16 protein-coding genes are annotated in these 17,351 nt (G+C 33.4%); 9 read left to right on the plus strand and 7 right to left on the minus strand.

The features are described 5' to 3' along the window. The first annotated feature begins 135 nt into the window (after positions 1–135). The 6 genes from AAGD20_RS02675 to AAGD20_RS02700 all read left to right on the plus strand — a co-directional run bounded on the left by AAGD20_RS02675 (position 136) and on the right by AAGD20_RS02700 (position 5,482). The gene (locus tag AAGD20_RS02675) at positions 136–402 is read left to right on the plus strand and encodes a hypothetical protein (RefSeq protein WP_341749289.1); all 267 of its coding nucleotides are present in this window, start codon (positions 136–138) and stop codon (positions 400–402) included. A gap of 41 nt (positions 403–443) precedes the next feature. Next, entirely contained in the window at positions 444–890 is a 447-nt protein-coding gene (locus AAGD20_RS02680) for a transposase (RefSeq protein ID WP_341749290.1), read from the plus strand. Between the two features lie 479 nt (positions 891–1,369). Next, positions 1,370–2,710 (plus strand): transcription termination factor Rho, encoded by a 1,341-nt coding sequence (gene rho / locus AAGD20_RS02685; RefSeq protein ID WP_410520913.1) that lies wholly within the window; start codon positions 1,370–1,372, stop codon positions 2,708–2,710. Between the two features lie 20 nt (positions 2,711–2,730). Then, a complete protein-coding gene (mdh, locus tag AAGD20_RS02690) occupies positions 2,731–3,675 on the plus strand; it encodes a malate dehydrogenase (RefSeq protein WP_341749292.1) in 945 nt (314 codons plus the stop codon). A 1-nt stretch (position 3,676) separates the two neighbouring features. After that, on the plus strand, positions 3,677–4,429 hold the full coding sequence (locus AAGD20_RS02695; RefSeq protein ID WP_341749293.1) for a peroxide stress protein YaaA: 753 nt from the start codon (positions 3,677–3,679) through the stop codon (positions 4,427–4,429). A gap of 129 nt (positions 4,430–4,558) precedes the next feature. Continuing rightward, positions 4,559–5,482 carry a hypothetical protein gene (locus tag AAGD20_RS02700; RefSeq protein ID WP_341749294.1) on the plus strand — a complete coding sequence of 308 codons (924 nt, stop codon included), beginning with the start codon at positions 4,559–4,561 and terminating at the stop codon, positions 5,480–5,482. 38 nt (positions 5,483–5,520) lie between these two features. On the opposite strand, the gene AAGD20_RS02705 is transcribed toward AAGD20_RS02700, so the two are convergent. The 7 genes from AAGD20_RS02705 to murC form a co-directional block, all read right to left on the minus strand. Continuing rightward, entirely contained in the window at positions 5,521–6,792 is a 1,272-nt protein-coding gene (locus tag AAGD20_RS02705) for an IS256 family transposase (protein ID WP_341748792.1), read from the minus strand. A 97-nt stretch (positions 6,793–6,889) separates the two neighbouring features. Beyond that, positions 6,890–7,609 (minus strand): hypothetical protein, encoded by a 720-nt coding sequence (locus AAGD20_RS02710; RefSeq protein WP_341749295.1) that lies wholly within the window; start codon positions 7,607–7,609, stop codon positions 6,890–6,892. A gap of 186 nt (positions 7,610–7,795) precedes the next feature. Continuing rightward, on the minus strand, positions 7,796–9,034 hold the full coding sequence (gene ftsA / locus AAGD20_RS02715; RefSeq protein WP_341749296.1) for a cell division protein FtsA: 1,239 nt from the start codon (positions 9,032–9,034) through the stop codon (positions 7,796–7,798). Positions 9,035–9,039: 5 nt separating this feature from the next. Further along, a complete protein-coding gene (locus AAGD20_RS02720; protein ID WP_341749297.1) occupies positions 9,040–9,834 on the minus strand; it encodes a cell division protein FtsQ/DivIB in 795 nt (264 codons plus the stop codon). Next, positions 9,831–10,796 (minus strand): D-alanine--D-alanine ligase, encoded by a 966-nt coding sequence (locus tag AAGD20_RS02725; RefSeq protein ID WP_341749298.1) that lies wholly within the window; start codon positions 10,794–10,796, stop codon positions 9,831–9,833. Before AAGD20_RS02725 ends, AAGD20_RS02720 begins: the two co-directional genes overlap by 4 nt. Beyond that, the gene (murB, locus tag AAGD20_RS02730; protein WP_341749299.1) at positions 10,789–11,682 is read right to left on the minus strand and encodes a UDP-N-acetylmuramate dehydrogenase; all 894 of its coding nucleotides are present in this window, start codon (positions 11,680–11,682) and stop codon (positions 10,789–10,791) included. The genes AAGD20_RS02725 and murB overlap by 8 nt, the downstream gene beginning before the upstream one ends. Before the next feature lie 56 nt (positions 11,683–11,738). Continuing rightward, positions 11,739–13,190 carry a UDP-N-acetylmuramate--L-alanine ligase gene (gene murC, locus AAGD20_RS02735; RefSeq protein WP_341749300.1) on the minus strand — a complete coding sequence of 484 codons (1,452 nt, stop codon included), beginning with the start codon at positions 13,188–13,190 and terminating at the stop codon, positions 11,739–11,741. A gap of 517 nt (positions 13,191–13,707) precedes the next feature. Here murC and truB point away from each other — a divergent pair. The 3 genes from truB to pnp all read left to right on the plus strand — a co-directional run bounded on the left by truB (position 13,708) and on the right by pnp (position 17,200). Next, complete coding sequence (gene truB / locus AAGD20_RS02740) at positions 13,708–14,601, plus strand: tRNA pseudouridine(55) synthase TruB (protein ID WP_341749301.1); 894 nt, start codon at positions 13,708–13,710, stop codon at positions 14,599–14,601. Positions 14,602–14,621: 20 nt separating this feature from the next. Then, on the plus strand, positions 14,622–14,891 hold the full coding sequence (gene rpsO, locus AAGD20_RS02745) for a 30S ribosomal protein S15 (protein WP_341749302.1): 270 nt from the start codon (positions 14,622–14,624) through the stop codon (positions 14,889–14,891). Between the two features lie 65 nt (positions 14,892–14,956). Further along, entirely contained in the window at positions 14,957–17,200 is a 2,244-nt protein-coding gene (gene pnp, locus AAGD20_RS02750; protein ID WP_341749303.1) for a polyribonucleotide nucleotidyltransferase, read from the plus strand. Positions 17,201–17,351 lie beyond the last annotated feature (151 nt).

Consider the following 17,351-nt stretch of genomic DNA (forward strand, 5'->3'; position numbering starts at 1 on the left):
ATAAAGGCTTTTCAGCAATTTTATAATTCTCTAAAAAAATTTCTATGGCTATCTCATAGCTGTTTTTTTATTAAAACTCCCCAAATTTAACCTACAAAAAGGTCTATTTTTAACCGTTTTTCACGGGGAGGAAGTATGGCAGAATCATTAACTTTTCCCAACGCCTTAGTTGAAAATCCTGATACTATCTTTTATAATATAGTCGGTAATTTCGTCCCACCTGAATGGCGAAACCTTACCAATAATTATGGTAAGCAATTAAGTAAAACTTCTCGTCAACTTCTATCTTTAATAGTTTCTCGCCTACAGGTTTATCAAAAAGATAAACTATCGGAAGAATTACAAGAAGGCTATCACTTTTTCGAAAAAGAGCTAGGTTCTGTTGACAAAATTTTATGTTAAGTTATCAGAGGAGAATAAAGAAGTTGCAATAGTAAGAAGAAATGGTAGTTTCTAGTTATCGAAACCAAGAAACTACCAATATGAAGTATTACATAGAAGACCAAGCATGGGAAGCAATTTTATCATTTTTTAAGAAAAAAAAAGCTATACACAACAAGAATGAGGAAAAAATAAGACAGTTTATTGAAGCAATATGGTTTATTGCTAGAACAGGTTGTCAATGGCGTCTTCTGCCTGATTATTATGGTTGTTGGTACAGTGTTTATCGCAGATTTAAGAGATGGGTTGACAAAGGCATATGGGAAGCTTTAATGGATCATGTTAATGTTTTTAGGCAATACCTAACCCAGAATAATTTAAAAATTGCAGAAAAGTACAAGACGTCTATTATAGTTAGTTTAGGAAGATTGGCCATATCAAAGTATATTCAGCTATTGATTGTGACTTTTAATTACTTTGTAAGGGTTGTTTTATATAAATATGTTTGACAAATGTGAAATAATTCGGTAAAGTTGGTTACACTTAGTATCAATTCCCAAAAAATTAATTATCTATCCGGAAATATAAAGAATATTTAATGTTCTGCTAGGAGACTGCCTATGATAATTAATTAGTTATCATAGGTAGCCTCCTAGGAGGTTGCCTTCAATAACTAAAGTAATTCTATATTTGGCTCTTTTTGGCTGCGAATAAACATGGTTTTCTTGAAATAGATATACTATTTCTGCAAAAATCATATCTATTCTCGTCGAAAAATAGCTTAAAATATAATTAATTAGTTATCGCAGGCAGCCTCCTAGTACAAATGTACACAAGGATTCCCTCGATTGATTTTGACAACAAAATGATCAAAAGTAATGATCAAAAGCAGAATGCTCTGAGAAAACCAAAACGAGCTGGAAAGAATACAGTTTTTAAAAAGTCTCATCTTAATTAAATCTAAAAAAAATAAAATATGACAAGAAATATAGTGACCGACAATAAGGAATCATCTGATAACCATTACAATAATAGTATCAAGTATGATAGCCCTAATAAAGATGGTGTTGTTACCATCAATCTCAAACAATTAAAACGTAAATCACCTGAAGAGTTGCAAGTACAAGCAGAAAATCTTAACATTGAGAACTCTAGTGCTTTGCTAAAGCAAGAGCTAGTCTTTGCTATACTCAAGAAATCTGTTGAACAGGGTGATTTGATTTCAGGAGAAGGTGTACTGGAAATTCTACCTGATGGGTTTGGATTTCTTAGATCCCCAGAGGTAAATTACTCCGCCGGTCCTGATGATATTTATATTTCTCCAAGTCAGATTCGTCGCTTTGGACTACGTACAGGGGACACGGTAGAAGGACAAATTAGGGCTCCAAAACCAGGAGAACGTTATTTTGCATTACTGAAAGTAAATAAAGTTAACTTTGAAGAGCCTTCTAAGGCATATCATAGAGTACATTTTGATAATTTGACTCCACTTTATCCTGAAAAAAAATTATCATTAGAACTAGAAGATAATAGCAAGGATTTTAGTACCAGAATAATTGAATTGGTGGCTCCTATGGGTAAAGGACAACGGGCGTTGATTGTTGCTCCACCAAGAACTGGTAAAACTGTTCTATTACAAAATATCGCCCATGCTATTACCACCAATAATCCAGAAGTATTTTTAATCGTTCTGTTAATCGATGAACGTCCAGAAGAAGTAACCGATATGCAGCGTTCAGTGCGTGGGGAAGTCGTTAGTTCAACTTTTGACGAACCGGCTATTAGGCACGTTCAGCTTGCTGAAATGGTTATTGAGAAAGCTAAGAGATTGGTAGAGCATAAAAGAGATGTGGTAATATTGGTTGACGCAATAACAAGACTTGCCAGAGCTTATAACACTGTTGTCCCATCTTCTGGTAAAGTTCTCACAGGGGGGGTTGATGCAAATGCATTACAACGACCAAAAAGATTCTTTGGAGCAGCAAGAAATATTGAGAATGGTGGTTCATTAACTATAATAGGAACTGCTTTAATTGATACTGGTTCGCGTATGGATGAGGTGATCTTTGAAGAATTTAAAGGTACTGGTAATTCTGAAATAGTTCTCGATCGCAAAATAGCTGATAAACGTATTTATCCTGCGATTGATATTACTAAATCTGGCACACGTAAAGAGGAGTTATTGGTTGATAAAGCCATTCTAACCAAAATGTGGGTTCTTCGTAGAATCATTAATCCAATGGGGACTATAGATGCAGCAGAGTTTTTAATTGATAAACTTAAAAATACTAAAACTAATACAGAATTCTTTGATTCAATGAATTCATAAAATACTTTTCAGGAGGAAGTATGAGTAAAAAAACAAAAATTGCTTTAATTGGTAGTGGCAATATCGGTGGAACACTTGCCCATTTGATAAGTCTAAGAGAACTTGGTGACGTAGTTATGTTTGATATATCTCAAGGCTTTTCGCAGGGTAAGACTTTAGATATAGCACAAGCTGGAGCTATTACAGGTTCAGATGTAATTAGTACAGGTACTAATGATTATAAAGACATAGCAGGTGCAGATGCAATAATTGTTACAGCTGGAGCACCACGTTTACCCGGAATGAGTCGTGATGATTTAATTAATGTTAATAGCACTGTTATCAAAACTGTTGCAGAAAATATTAAACAATATGCACCGAACGCTTTTGTTATTGTTGTAACCAATCCACTTGATGCTATGGTTTATGTAATGTTAAAGGAAAGTGGATTACCTAGCAATAGGGTAGTCGGTATGGCCGGGGTACTTGACTCAGCCAGATTTAACCTTTTCTTAGCCCATGAATTTAATGTTTCTGTAGAAAATGTTAGTAGTTTTGTCCTTGGGGGGCATGGTGATTCAATGGTTCCTTTGATTAGATATTCGACAATTAATGGGATACCAGTGTTAGATTTAGTCGAAATGGGATGGTCAACGAAGGAACGTATTAATGAGATAATAGATCGTACCAGAAATGGTGGTGGAGAAATTGTTTCACTACTTAAAACGGGTTCTGCCTATTACGCTCCGGCAACATCTGCTATCGAAATGTTAGAAAGTTATCTAAAAGATAAACGCAAAATATTAACTTGTGCTGCTTATCTTCAAGGGGAATATGGAGTAAACAATATGTATGTCGGTGTACCGGTTATTATTGGTAAAAATGGTGTGGAAAAAATAGTAGAAATAAAATTAAACGATGAAGAGCAAGATTTATTTAACAAATCAGTAGATGGAGTTAGAAAGTTGCTTGAGTCAGTAAAATAGTATGCTCAGTATAATCTCACCAGCGAAAACTCAAGATTTTACTTCTCAAATAGTGGGGTTGCCATCGATGCAACCCCATTTTTTTACTAAAACACAAGCTCTTTTACAAATATGTAAAAATTTGTCACAAAATCAGATTAAGCAGTTAATGGGGGTTAGTGATAAACTGGCTGAGCTTAATTATCATAGATTTCAAGATTTCGATAACCAACCTCAGAAGCAAGCGATATTTGCCTATGATGGGGATGTTTACAATAACATTGATAGGAAGAATTTTACCGCGGAGCAGTGGGATTTCTTGCAAGGACACACGTTAATTATATCAGGTTTATACGGTGCACTAAGAGTTTTTGAAAAAATAAAACCTTATCGACTAGAAATGTCAACAAAATTGCCAAATTTTGAAAAATTATCAAATTTCTGGCAAGACGATATTACCAATTATATAAATCAAATATTAGCAACTCATCAAAATAAATATCTAATCAACCTAGCATCCAATGAATATTCCTGCGTCATTAATCAGAATGATCTTAAATACCCAATAATTAATATATATTTTAAAGAAAGAAGAAACAATAAATTACAAATAATAGCAATAAATTCCAAAAAGGCTAGGGGCAGCATGTTTAATTTTATTGCAGAAAATCTTATAGACCTACCGGAAAAATTAAAACACTGTTCTAAACAAAATTATCAATATAGCGAAACCGAGTCTTCCAATAACGATTGGATATTTGTTAAAAATGCATAAGTTGCAACATTGTCATTACATTTAAATTTAAAGCTAATAACTTGTAATTATATCTGCTAATTATATTTAAACTTTTTGCTATTTTGATTATTATTTTATTAATGACTTATAAAATTAGTGGAATTATTTATGGAATTTAATCGTAACAAAGCAATTATTGGTTTTCTTAGAGCCAATGAGGAACAAAAATTTACTCCTATTCAAATAGCTGAATGGCTAGTAAAAACTTATCCTGAGGAAGTCAAAAAGAAAGCAGAAAGAAGTAAAAACGAAACACTGAATAATATAACTGATTCATCGGGAAAGGACAAAATGATGTTAGGAATTCTTAGTGGAGAAATGCATAAAAATTGGTTTAAAAGCATACAAAAACAAGAACCTAATATTAAAAGAGAAGAATATCCGTGTAGATATTATTACACTAAAGAAACTGAGCAGGTAGAGAGAGAATATACTGAAAAAGAACCAAACATAAAAGAAAAAGAGATATACCCAAAGCTTTCAGACTTTCTTTTACAAGAGTTGGGTGTTCATAGCAAAATTATTAATGACAAATGTTCTTCAAACTATAAAGGTACTAACGGTAATAAATGGTTACATCCTGATCTAGTAGGAATGGAGGATCTTACTAAAGATTGGGCATTAGCAATCAAGGATTGTGTGCAACAATTTGCCGATAAAAAAGCTAAGCTTTGGTCTTTTGAGGTAAAGGTCGTAATTGATAGTGCTAATGTGCGACAATCTTTTTTTCAAGCCCTATCAAATTCCTCATGGGCTAATTATGGATATTTAGTAGCTTCTTCTTTAGTAGAAGGCAAGGGCGGAAGTACTTTACGGGAGCTGGAAATTCTTGCTGCTAGACATGGTATAGGATTTATTTTATTAAATATAAAAGATCAAGTTGAGAAAGGTCGAATACTAATCCCTGCAAAAGAAAGGTTAGAAATTGATTGGGATATGGCTAATAGATTAGTTAAAGAGAATAAGGGATTTGAATCTTTTATAGGAGAGGTTAGAGATTTTTGTATGACAGGGAAAACTAGACTCTCCTAATCGAAAAACAAGAGTCAATCATTTATTTTGTGTAAGTTCTATTTTTTACATTCCAATAAATCATATTTAAAATCACCACAAAGTATTTCAAATTGATTCAAAGCTAATGACCAATCTTTTATGGGCATAGTCCATTTTTTAGATGCATTTTGCAGAGCTAAAAATATTATTTTCTGAATTGATTTATCATCTGGAAACACCCCCTTATTTTTGATGATTTTTCTAATTTGACGGTTGACAGATTCAATGGTATTTGTTGTATAAATTACCTTTCTTATTTCCTCAGGAAAAGCAAAAAATGGGATTATCCCACACCAATTACGTTGCCAAATATCAGAAATTACTGGATATTTTTTGTCCCATTTTGAACTAAATTGTTGAAGTTTTAGACTTGCCATTTCTTCATTATTTGCTGTATAAATTTGCTTCAAATCTGTGGTCACCTCCTTTAAATCCTTATATGAGACATACTTCACTGAATTGCGAACCATATGAACTATACATAACTGTACTATAGTCGCAGGAAATATGCTACTTATCGCTTCCGGAAAACCTTTTAGACCATCAACACAAGCAACATAAATTTGTTCTACTCCTCGATTTTTTAACTCAGTAACTACTTGCATCCAGAATTTAGCACCTTCATTTTTTCCTACCCAAATACCCAGCAACTCCTTCTTTCCTTCTATATTAACAGCAATCGCTAAATATACTGCTTTATTTATCACTACCTGGTTATCCCTAGACTTAACATGAATACAGTCTAAGTATAATATTGGATAAACCTTATCTAAACCTCGATTTTGCCACCTAGTTACTTCGTCTATTACTCCATCGGTTATTGTCGATATTAAATCACCGGAAACCTCAGTTTGATATATTTCTTCCAAATGACCTCGAATTTCACTGACTGTCATTCCTCGACCATAAAGTGAGATAACTTTATCGTCAAATCCACTGAATCTTCTCAGCCCTTTAGGTATTAATTTCGGAACAAACTCTCCTTCTCGATCTCTTGGTACTTCCAGAGTAACCTTCCTACCATCATCATCAATTATTGTCTTTTCATAGCTACCATTACGACGATTATTATCTACTTTCGGCATTTTACTATGCTTTGAATAACCTAATTCATGCTCTAGTTCACTTTCTAATATTTTTTCAACTATTTGCTTTTTTAGTTGTTGAAATAATCCTTCTTTGCCAAACAACTTAGATGGATCGGCTTTTGATAATAATTCTTCTACTAAATTATTACTTATATTATTATCTTTTAGTTCTAATATCTTCTTTTTTATTTTTTCTGACATATTTTACCTTTTTATAAGTTGTTTTCTTACAGTACTTCTTACTGCTTACTTTTGCAACTTACACAAAGTATATTATAGACTCATAATTTCATGGGAATTATATCTCTAAATTGCTAAATTTTTGTCTAGACAAAGGAGACCACCATACTACTTGCATTGAGGATTGCTCCTTAGATAGCACCTTTACTTCTCCTATCACGACATCTAATTTTTGATCCATTTCCTTTAATTTCTGTATAATAAGTTCCAGAATACCATCCTGCATATCCTGTTTCAATTGTTGTATTCCTTTGGAGATATTTTGGTTTTCTTCTAGCTTTGTACCAGTAACAGGTAATTTTTCTTGTATCGAATCTATTCCTTGATCGCTCTTCTTAGATAAGGTTTCTTCAGCCTGGGCTTCTTCAGCTCGTACTCTATTTTTTTCTAATATTTTATATATACTTTCTCGTATGTTATAGTCTATCTCGTTAGTAGACAAAGTCTTGTTTTTATGCAAATTTATTTCCGTCAAGGTGTTGTTTTTCCTTATAGCTTTTAGTATCAACCTAGCTCCCTCATTGCCTATCTTGTTGTTGCTCAAATCTATATACGTTACAGAACTATTTTCTTCTAAGAAATGTGCTATCAACCCAGCACCCTCATTGGTTATTCTGTTGCTGTCCAAGTCTATCTCCGTTACGGTGTTATTATACTTCTCTAAGGCTTGCAATAATAACTTAACTTCCTCATTGCCTATCCCGCTCTTATACAAATCTATTTTCTTAATATCTACTCCTGCACGCAGATCTTTAATAATGTCAGTAAGTCTAGTCATAATATTTGCCTTATAAATTTAATGTTATCCTTTTCGTTGAGACAAATAGCTACAGTCAATACCGAGCCTCTTTTTATAAAAAGATATATTCTATATGATATAGAAATATATTTGATATGTAAAGTATTTTTGTGAAAAAAATTATTGGAAATATCAAGTTTAGTGACAATTATGTAATGATTATTTTCAGATATTTTCTTTTAGCCAAATTAGAAATTTTTTAAACCAACTAGCATCATTATTATCATTAATATCAAAATTATTCTTTTGTATTTTTAAAGATTGGGTTTTTACCATACCTATAGCAGTGGAATATATATGGGGATTATAATCTTCAGCAAAACCTGGTAAAATTTCCGGTTTACCAATTCGTACTTGTTTCTCAAAAATTTTACTTGCTAGCTCTTTTACTCCCCGGAGCATCGCTCCTCCACCAGTAATAACAATGCGGTAGGCGACCATATTGCCTGCCACAACTCTATCGTGCTGAGCTTGAACCATCAACAATATTTCTTCTACTCTTGGACTGATGACGCAGGCAAGATATTTTGAGGTAATTGCTGGTCTACCACTGTCAGGAATTTCCATTTCAAAATCTTCTAAATTAATAATATTATCTTTATCAAGAGAAGATGGCATGGCATTACCATAGAGAATCTTAAGTTTTTCTGCAACGTTCAGGCTTACTGAGAAGACTTTTGCTATATCAGATGTAATATGAAAGCTACCTATATCTATGTAGCTTGTATATATTAACTTGCCTGAGACAAACACGCCAAAAGAGGTAGTTCTTGCCCCCATATCGATTATGATAGAGCCAAGATTTTTTTCATCTTCTGAAAGACAAGCAATTCCTGACGCATAAATTGCTAATATAATATTATTTATTTCCACATGACATTTTGCAAAACAATTGGTAATATTCATTAGCATATTAAAATTTGCTGTGATAATATGTAATTCACACCCTAATTCTTTGCCAAACATTCCGATTGGATCTTCAATAGCATTATTATTATCAAGAGTAAATTCTATAGGGAAATAATGAATAATTTCTTGGTCTTTAATTTTGAATTCCAATAAGGCTTTTTTGATAAGTTTTTTGATATCTTGTGGTGAAATTGGCTGATTAGAAAGTTTTATTTTACTATTTGCATAATAAGACTTAGTGCCATAGCCTGTTAGTGATATAGTTATTTTTTTTATGTTTTTACCGCAATCTTTTTCTAATGCGTAAATCGCTCCAACTATGCTATTTTCCGCATCTTTTAAATCTAATATGACTCCTGATTTAATACCTTTTGAGTGATGCAGAACTTGGCTTACTATTCTTGCATCTTCTCTTTTATCAATATATGCTGCAATACAAGCTATTTTACTACTACCAAGGTCAAGAGTTAAAAAGTTAGACAATCTGGCTTTCATAATTCTTAATATTTTTCTATATAAAACTTACTCAAATCTCGTAAATCTATAGTTTTATAATTTTGATTAAATAATAGATTTTTCATATCCAATCCTGCAAGGTAATCTAAAGCACGATCAAACCCAGAATCTGGCATTTTAACAGTTATACCTTGCTCTAGATTTAAATTCCATCGTCTTTTCCCATAAAGTACCGAAGAGACAATTTTCTTAGCTAGTTCAGGGTATTTTGCTAAATCTTGAATTAATTTGTTAGTATAAATATTAGCATCCAATCCTACAACATGAGGAAGATTAGTGAAAGTACCTATATCAGTAGTAATTTTATATCCTTCTTCATCAATAAGGAAAACTTTCTCGTTAAATTGCCAGATAGCAATTGGCACTCTCTCAGTTAATCTTATGTAAATAGTATTAGGTAATCTTCTCTCAATAATTACAACATTTTTAATCCAAGGATTGCGTTGCAAATTACTCTTTATTGTTCCTAGGTCTAAAGAAAGAATAGGCGTACCCTTATCAGCATTTAAAGTTGCTAATATATCTTCTTCCTTAGTATTATATTGCCCTTCTATTAAAACATTTTCAAGTCTAAAGCTAATATCAGAAGTGAATTCATAAATATTTTGGATAATTTCTTGTCTTACAGGAGCAAAATAGTTGGTAAAGAAAAATGAAGACAACAAAACTACTAGGGTAATTTTAATAAAAAATACCACTCTAATATACACCATTGCCAACTTTCGTCGTAAAGGTATATTGGCTTTTTTCTTCTTATTAGACGCTTTATTCCTCTTCATGTGTCAATACATGCTGTTTCTAAGATTCTTTCCACTAGCGAGCGGAAATCCATTCCCTGTAAAGCAGCTATTTCTGGTATAATCGATAAGGGAGTCATACCAGGATGGGTATTAATTTCTATAGTAAAAATTTCATTCTTACTTTCGTCAAAAATAAACTCTGCTCTAGCCACACCTCTACAATTCATGGTTTGATATGTTCTTTCCGACTCTTCTAGTAACTCATTATATATATTTTGTGGTAATGGAGCTGGACATAAATGCTGGGCAAATCCATCAGTGTATTTAGTATCATAATCATAAAAACGCTGTTTCAGGAGTTTTATTTCCAATACCCCTAAGGCTTCGCCGTTTAAAACGGCTACTTGCATTTCTCGCCCCTTAATATATTCTTCAATCATTACCTGATCACCATAAGGAAAATCATAATCAGCAAAGTTAAAATCATCTTCAGCAAATATTACTTCAACGCCTATACTTGATCCCTGGGCAATAGGTTTTATAACATAGGGTCTTGGCATAGGATCGGCCTTAATGTTATCAGATTTATTAACGACAATATGCTTGGCTACCTTAATATCATTAGCAACAAACCATGCTTTTGCATGTATTTTACTAAATGCTAAAGAAGAAGCGAGAACCCCACTATGAGTATAAGGAATTCGCAAGATATTGAGTAACCCAGGCAAACAACCATCTTCGCCATAAGTACCATGTAAACAATTATAAACTATATCCGGTTTTATCTGTAAAAGTACCGAGGCAATGTCTACTCCCATATCTATAAAAGTAACTTTATATCCACTATCTACCAAAGCTTTGTTAACTCCCGAAGATGATACTAAAGAAACTTCTCGTTCAGCCGACATACCGCCACCTACTACCGCCACATGTTTTTTTCCTTTATCACTCAATATTGTAACCTTAGAATTAGCAATAAAACTTGTTTGATATTTATGCATATTTCCCTATTCTTTTAATTTCCCATTTTAGATCAATCCCACTATTTTCAAATACTCTTTTTTTAACAAGATCCCCAAGATTTTCTAAATCACCAGCAGAGGCATTGCCATGGTTTATCATAAAGTTACAATGTAGTTGCGAGATGGAAGCCCCACCAATTTTGTATCCCCTCATGCCGGCTTTATCGATTAGTTGCCATGCTTTATGATTTTCTGGATTAGCAAATGTACTACCACCAGTACGTTCTTTAATTGGTTGGCTTGCTAGTCTATTTTTACTTATTTCATTCATTTTTTCTAGGATCGTATTACTGTCCCCCATCGTTGTCTTAAATATAGCTTTGGTTATAATCAAATCTTGTGGTAAATTATTACCTCGATATTTAAAACCTATTTCTTCGTTAGGGATGGTAATAAAATTACCTCTAGAGTCTATTGCTTCAATTGCTAGGATAATATCTTTAAATTCCGAGTTATAGGCACCGGCGTTCATTACCACTCCACCACCTATAGTACCTGGTATACCACTTAGAAACTCAAAACCAGTAATTGAATGTATTTGACAAAATTTAGCAAGATTAAAATTAAGGCAACTACTTCCTACCGATAATTGCCCTGCCGGTAATTGGTGGTCTGGCATTAATTCTATATTGGTAAAATTCTGACCAAGTTTTATCACAACCCCCTCTATACCACCGTCTCTAATAATAATATTTGATCCAGCCCCTAAAACAGTTATTGGTCTCTGTTGTTGGTTTTGTGCGACAAAATCTGCTAAGCTTGATGAATCTAATGGTTTAAAAAATATCTCCGCAGATCCACCAACTTTAAACCAAGTTAAATGACTTAAATTGTAATTATTTTTATATTCACCAGCTATTTGCATAATTATAAAATATCTACTTTACAGATTTATTCTAATTTTTGGATTGCTTCGTCGGCTTATGCCTCCTCGCAATGACGTTCTTGGGTAAATTGCTGATGCAAATTATTTGCCCAAGCAGAAATACTCCCAGCACCCATCATAATTATTATATCATTTGGCATAGCTTCCTTGGCAATAAGACCAGCTATATCCTGGTGATTCTCGATAAATGATACCATCGAATGAGATTTAGTATCCTTGATTTTGTCTACTAAAATTCTTCCCGTTATACCGTCTATTGGCTGTTCACCGGCAGCATATATATCTGTGATATACAGCTGATCAGCATCAAAAAAGCAAGTTATAAAATCATCAAACAAATATTTAACCCTTGAGTATCTATGTGGTTGGAAGATTGCTATAACTTTACTATTTTGCTTATTAGCAATATTTCTTGCCGTAGCAAGTGTAGCTTTTACTTCTTCCGGATGGTGAGCATAATCATCAATTATCGTAGCGTTATTATATTCGGCTACTTTAGTGAATCTGCGTTTTATCCCTTTAAAGCTATTAAATCCATTTTTAATAATTTTAATACCAAAATCAAGCTCTACGGCTATCGCGATAGCCGCAAGAGCATTAAGGATATTATGCCTTCCCGGAGTAGGTAAGGTGATGTGTTCGATAGTTGTTACCCCATTTACGTTAGGTAGACTAATTCGCACATCAAAAGTTGATGATTCAATATCAGAGTTTAAATTAAAGGCTTGTATGTTGGCATCATTTGAGTCTATTCCATAAGTTATGATTCTACGCTCAAATATGTCATTTACTAGTTTTCTAACAATTTGGTGATCAATACAAGCCACGGCAAAACCATAAAATGGTAAATTAGTTACAAAACTCTTAAAAGCTTTAATTAAACTATCAAAATCCTTATAAAAATCTAGATGTTCCGGATCGATATTAGTTATTACTGCGATCGTTGATGGTATGTGAATGAAAGTTGCATCAGATTCATCGGCTTCAGCTATTAGATAATTCCCAGATCCAAGATATGCATTGGTGGATATATTATTAATAATACCACCATTAATTAGCGTTGGGCAAAGCCCAGCCGCTTCAAATAAACAGGCAACGAGTGATGTAGTCGTAGTTTTACCATGCGAACCAGAAATTGCTATGGAACATTTTAGCCTCATTAATTCAGCTAGCATTTCAGCTCGCCTAATTATTGGTATTTTTTTACGTATAGCTTCCTGAATTTCAGGATTATCTTTATTAATAGCCGACGAGACCACTACATATGAAACATCAGTAATATTCTGAGCTTGATGACCAAGGAAAACCTTAATACCATTATTTTCTAGTCTTGTGGTATTATAATTTTCAGCTATATCAGAACCTTGCACTTTATATCCGAGATTATGTAGTATTTCGGCAATGCCGCTCATACCAATTCCCCCAATGCCGATAAAATGCATAGTGTCAAGAGTCCCATTTATTTTTTTTAACTCTAATAGAAACATGTATATAATAATTAATTGTCTATCTCTTGCATAATCAGTTTTTAACTAAAGGTCAAGCTCTAATGATGAGTATACAACAATTATAGCGTACACTAAGCGTTATTAGAAAAATATTGTAAAAAATCAATGACGAAGTAATATTATATCTGATTATATACTCACCTTACGCATAAACTACATAACAATTTAAAAATTCCGGAAAAGTACAAAACGTCATTGCGAGACCACGTAGTGGTCGAAGCAATCCACATTCATTAGATTGCTTCGTCGCTACTAAAGTAGCTTCTCGCAATGACGCCAAGCTATTTTCTATATTACTTTTAAATGCCATGAGTAAGGTGAGTAAATCATTATTTACATTGACTTCAATATCTATTATATCATACTTTTAACTTACAATTGCCACGACCACGTAGTGGTCTTGCTAATAGCGTCTGTACTCTTTTGGAATTTTTAAATTGTCATGAGGTTTATACGTAAGGTGAGATAGTAAATCTAAATACAAGGAATGCTACTGATGTTTCATCATAATAATTATTGGCTTAATATCTATAAACCTAAGGGTATCAGCTCAGCAAAGCTTGTTTCTATAGTTAAAAAAAACCTTTTAGGAGTTAAAGTTGGTCATTGCGGAACCTTAGATGTTGAAGCGGAAGGGGTATTACCTTTGGCAATTGGTGAAGCAACAAAGTTGGTACGAATTCTGGTAGATGCAAAAAAAACCTACATTTTTACGGTGCAGTTTGGTAAACAAACTGATACAGCAGATGCCTCAGGTAAAGTAATAGCTGTTACTGATCATATTCCTAACGAAACCGATTGTCATAATATCTGTAAAAAATTCATAGCTACGATTAAACAGCGTCCCCCTGCCTTTTCTGCGATAAAAGTTAACGGTGTTAGATCTTATAAATTAGCCCGAGAAAATTTGGCAGTAGAATTAACCCCTAGGAATATCCAAATATATAATTTGGAATGCCTTAATTTTGATCGTCAAAATAATCAAGCTACCTATAGGGTAGAATGCTCTAAGGGAACGTATGTAAGAACTTTAGCAGAAGATATTGCTTTATCCTTGCAAAGTTTAGCATTTGTGCTAGAATTACAGCGTACTAAAGTTGGAATATTTACAGCATGTAATGCTATTAAATTAACAGAACTTGATGAACAAAATCAAGGAATAAAAGAATTTCTTGAAAAAAGAAGTATAAAAATTGAAGCAGTACTGGACGACATCCTGGTACTTGATGCTACTACTGACCAAGCTAAAAAAATTATTTATGGTCAGAAATGTTATTTTGATTGTCTTGAAAAGATTGAATTAGTTTGGATTCGATATCAAGACTCTCTGTTGGCAATTGGTAGCTTGAGTGAAAATTGCTTTAATTCTTTACGAGTATTTAACCTATAAAATAAACATGGAGATTACTGATGTCGGTTACAACACAGCGTAAGCAACAATTAATTGCAGAATATGCTACTAAAGAAAATGATACTGGTTCTAGTGAAGTGCAATGTGCAATTCTAACTGAAAGAATCAGCAATTTAACAGAGCATTTTAAAACTAATCACAAAGATTTTTCCTCGAGAAGGGGATTATTAATGTTAGTTGGTCGTAGACGTCGATTATTAGATTACATCAAAAAACAAAGTTTAAGCAGATATTTGTCGTTGATCAATAAACTAGGAATAAGAAAGTAAAATAAAACCCGGCTAAAGAATCAAAAATTAGCCGGGTTTTTTTGTTAATTAAATAAGGAAAAAGAATGTTTGAAGAAATAGTTAAAACAATAGAATTAGGTGGAAGAACACTTGAATTAACGACTGGTAAAATTGCTCGTCAAGCTGATGGAGCAGTTATGGTAAAAATGGGAGGAACTGTCTTATTGTGTACTGCCGTAAGTGCCAAAGAGCCAAAAGAAGGAATAGGATTCTTTCCTCTTACTATCCATTATAAAGAAATGGCATTTGCTGCTGGTAAAATACCAGGGGGGTTTTTTAAAAGAGAAGGTAAAGGATCGGAAAAAGAAGTATTAGTCTCACGATTGATTGATCGACCAATTAGACCATTATTTCACCCAGCTTTTCTTAATGAAACGCAAGTAATCTGTACTGTTCTTTCATATGACCCTGAGTGTAATAGTGATATACTAGCAATTATTGGAGCATCTGCTGCATTAGCTTTATCTGCAGCACCATATCAACATATAGTAGCAGCCAGCAGAGTCGGTTTGATAGATGGTAATTTTATCCTAAACCCTTCATTTAACCAGTTAAAGACTAGTAAACTAGACTTAGTAGTGGCAGGAACTGACACATCAGTTATGATGGTTGAGTCTGAAGCCGATCTATTGTCCGAAGAGCAAATGTTAGAAGCTATTGAGTTTGGTCACAAGGCATTACAGCCTGTAATCGAATTGATTAATGACTTAGTAAAAATTGCTGGAAAACCTAAATTACAGCCTACTAGCTTGTTCCCTGCTAGCTTAAAAGAACAAATTAGCAGCATAGTGCAAGAAGATATTAAGCGGGCTTTTGCTATTAAATTAAAACAAGAAAGACTATTAGCGGTAAAGAACATTTATGATATAATTAAGCAGCACTTTGCAGAAGATATTGCGAATAATAATCTTACTAACTCACAAATTGAATTTGCTCTTAAAGAAGTAGAATCAGAAGTACTGCGTCAGGACGTATTAAAGAAAAATACTCGTATAGATGGCAGAAAGCCTGCCGACATAAGAAACATAGCTTGTGAAATTGCGATATTGCCAAAAACACATGGTTCAAGCTTATTTACTAGAGGAGAAACACAAAGTTTAGTAGTTACTACACTTGGCACTGGTCAAGATGAACAAATTATTGATAGTTTAGACGGCGAATATAAAGAGCGTTTTATGCTCAACTATATTTTCCCTCCTTATTCAGTAGGAGAAGCAACGCCAGTAAGGGCTCCTGGTCGCAGAGAAATAGGTCATGGCAAACTAGCATGGAGAGCCATTAACCGCATGTTGCCAACTAAAGAACAATTCCCTTATACCATTAGGGTAGTGTCAGAAATTACCTCCTGTAATGGCTCATCATCCATGGCTACTATTTGCGGCGGTTCAATGGCGCTTATGGATGCTGGAGTGCCGATCAAAACCCCTATAGCAGGTATTGCTATGGGCTTGATAAAAGAAGGCGATAAATTTGTAATTTTATCTGATATTATTGGGGATGAAGATAATCTTGGAGATATGGATTTTAAAGTAGCTGGTGGTACGGAAGGCATAACCGCCCTACAAATGGATATTAAGATATCTGGCGTAACATTTGAAATAATGAAGCAGGCTTTAGTTCAAGCAAAGAGTGGTCGTATTCATATTCTACAAGAAATGGATAAGGCTATTAATAAAACCAATAACCATGTTAGCCAATACGCTCCTTGTATTTATAGCTTTAAAATTGATAAAGATAAAATTAGAGATGTTATAGGACCTGGTGGTAAAGTAATACGTGAAATTTGTGATACAACGTCAGCTAAAATTGATATAAGTGACGATGGTAATGTAACCGTTTCTGCGATAGGCAAAGAAAAGCTAGATATGGCAATTGCCAAGATTAAGTTAATTGCCATTGAACCTGAAATTGGCGGTATATTCAATGGAACAGTTGTCAAAATATTAGAATCCGGAGCGTTTATCAATTATTTAGGTAATCGTGATGGATTTATCCATATTAGTGAAATCTCGAAGGAACGTATTGAGTCTGTGTCTAGTGTTTTAAAACATGGTGATGTGGTAAAAGTTAAACTTATTGGTTTTGACAATAAAGGCAAAGCCAAGTTAACCATAAAAAATATTGACGCTACCGTTACTCCAAACGTTACGACTAATCATAAATCTGAGCCTTATAAAGATAACGCTGATATTAATAACAATAAACGGGAATCTGCCAAAAAATGGCAAAATAACAAACCATCTAATGAAGATGAAACAGTAACTAAAGAACGGAAATACTTTAATTAAGACTATTGACTTAATAAAAAATCAATACTAAACTTAAAGTTCTACTTAATTTAGGAGGAGAAGTTATGTCAAAAAAACCAGAAATATTGACAGATTATTTAAGAAATAATGCAGAAGGATTTTCACTTGCTTCAAAAGGACAGGAAAAAGG

Origin of the sequence: Candidatus Tisiphia endosymbiont of Sialis lutaria (genome assembly GCF_964026535.1) — a bacterium.
In the GTDB taxonomy this organism is placed as follows: domain Bacteria; phylum Pseudomonadota; class Alphaproteobacteria; order Rickettsiales; family Rickettsiaceae; genus Tisiphia.

Excerpts from the sequence above, each read along its gene's own strand:
- AAGD20_RS02700 (WP_341749294.1), top strand. The coding sequence starts at position 4,559 with ATGGAATTTAATCGTAACAAAGCAATTATTGGTTTTCTTAGAGCCAAT.
- murB (WP_341749299.1), bottom strand. The coding sequence starts at position 11,682 with ATGCAAATAGCTGGTGAATATAAAAATAATTACAATTTAAGTCATTTA.
- rpsO (WP_341749302.1), top strand. The coding sequence starts at position 14,622 with ATGTCGGTTACAACACAGCGTAAGCAACAATTAATTGCAGAATATGCT.
- AAGD20_RS02710 (WP_341749295.1), bottom strand. The coding sequence starts at position 7,609 with ATGACTAGACTTACTGACATTATTAAAGATCTGCGTGCAGGAGTAGAT.
- AAGD20_RS02675 (WP_341749289.1), top strand. The coding sequence starts at position 136 with ATGGCAGAATCATTAACTTTTCCCAACGCCTTAGTTGAAAATCCTGAT.
- mdh (WP_341749292.1), top strand. The coding sequence starts at position 2,731 with ATGAGTAAAAAAACAAAAATTGCTTTAATTGGTAGTGGCAATATCGGT.
- AAGD20_RS02720 (WP_341749297.1), bottom strand. The coding sequence starts at position 9,834 with ATGAAGAGGAATAAAGCGTCTAATAAGAAGAAAAAAGCCAATATACCT.
- AAGD20_RS02695 (WP_341749293.1), top strand. The coding sequence starts at position 3,677 with ATGCTCAGTATAATCTCACCAGCGAAAACTCAAGATTTTACTTCTCAA.
- AAGD20_RS02680 (WP_341749290.1), top strand. The coding sequence starts at position 444 with ATGGTAGTTTCTAGTTATCGAAACCAAGAAACTACCAATATGAAGTAT.
- AAGD20_RS02705 (WP_341748792.1), bottom strand. The coding sequence starts at position 6,792 with ATGTCAGAAAAAATAAAAAAGAAGATATTAGAACTAAAAGATAATAAT.
- AAGD20_RS02725 (WP_341749298.1), bottom strand. The coding sequence starts at position 10,796 with ATGCATAAATATCAAACAAGTTTTATTGCTAATTCTAAGGTTACAATA.
- truB (WP_341749301.1), top strand. The coding sequence starts at position 13,708 with ATGTTTCATCATAATAATTATTGGCTTAATATCTATAAACCTAAGGGT.
- ftsA (WP_341749296.1), bottom strand. The coding sequence starts at position 9,034 with ATGAAAGCCAGATTGTCTAACTTTTTAACTCTTGACCTTGGTAGTAGT.
- pnp (WP_341749303.1), top strand. The coding sequence starts at position 14,957 with ATGTTTGAAGAAATAGTTAAAACAATAGAATTAGGTGGAAGAACACTT.
- murC (WP_341749300.1), bottom strand. The coding sequence starts at position 13,190 with ATGTTTCTATTAGAGTTAAAAAAAATAAATGGGACTCTTGACACTATG.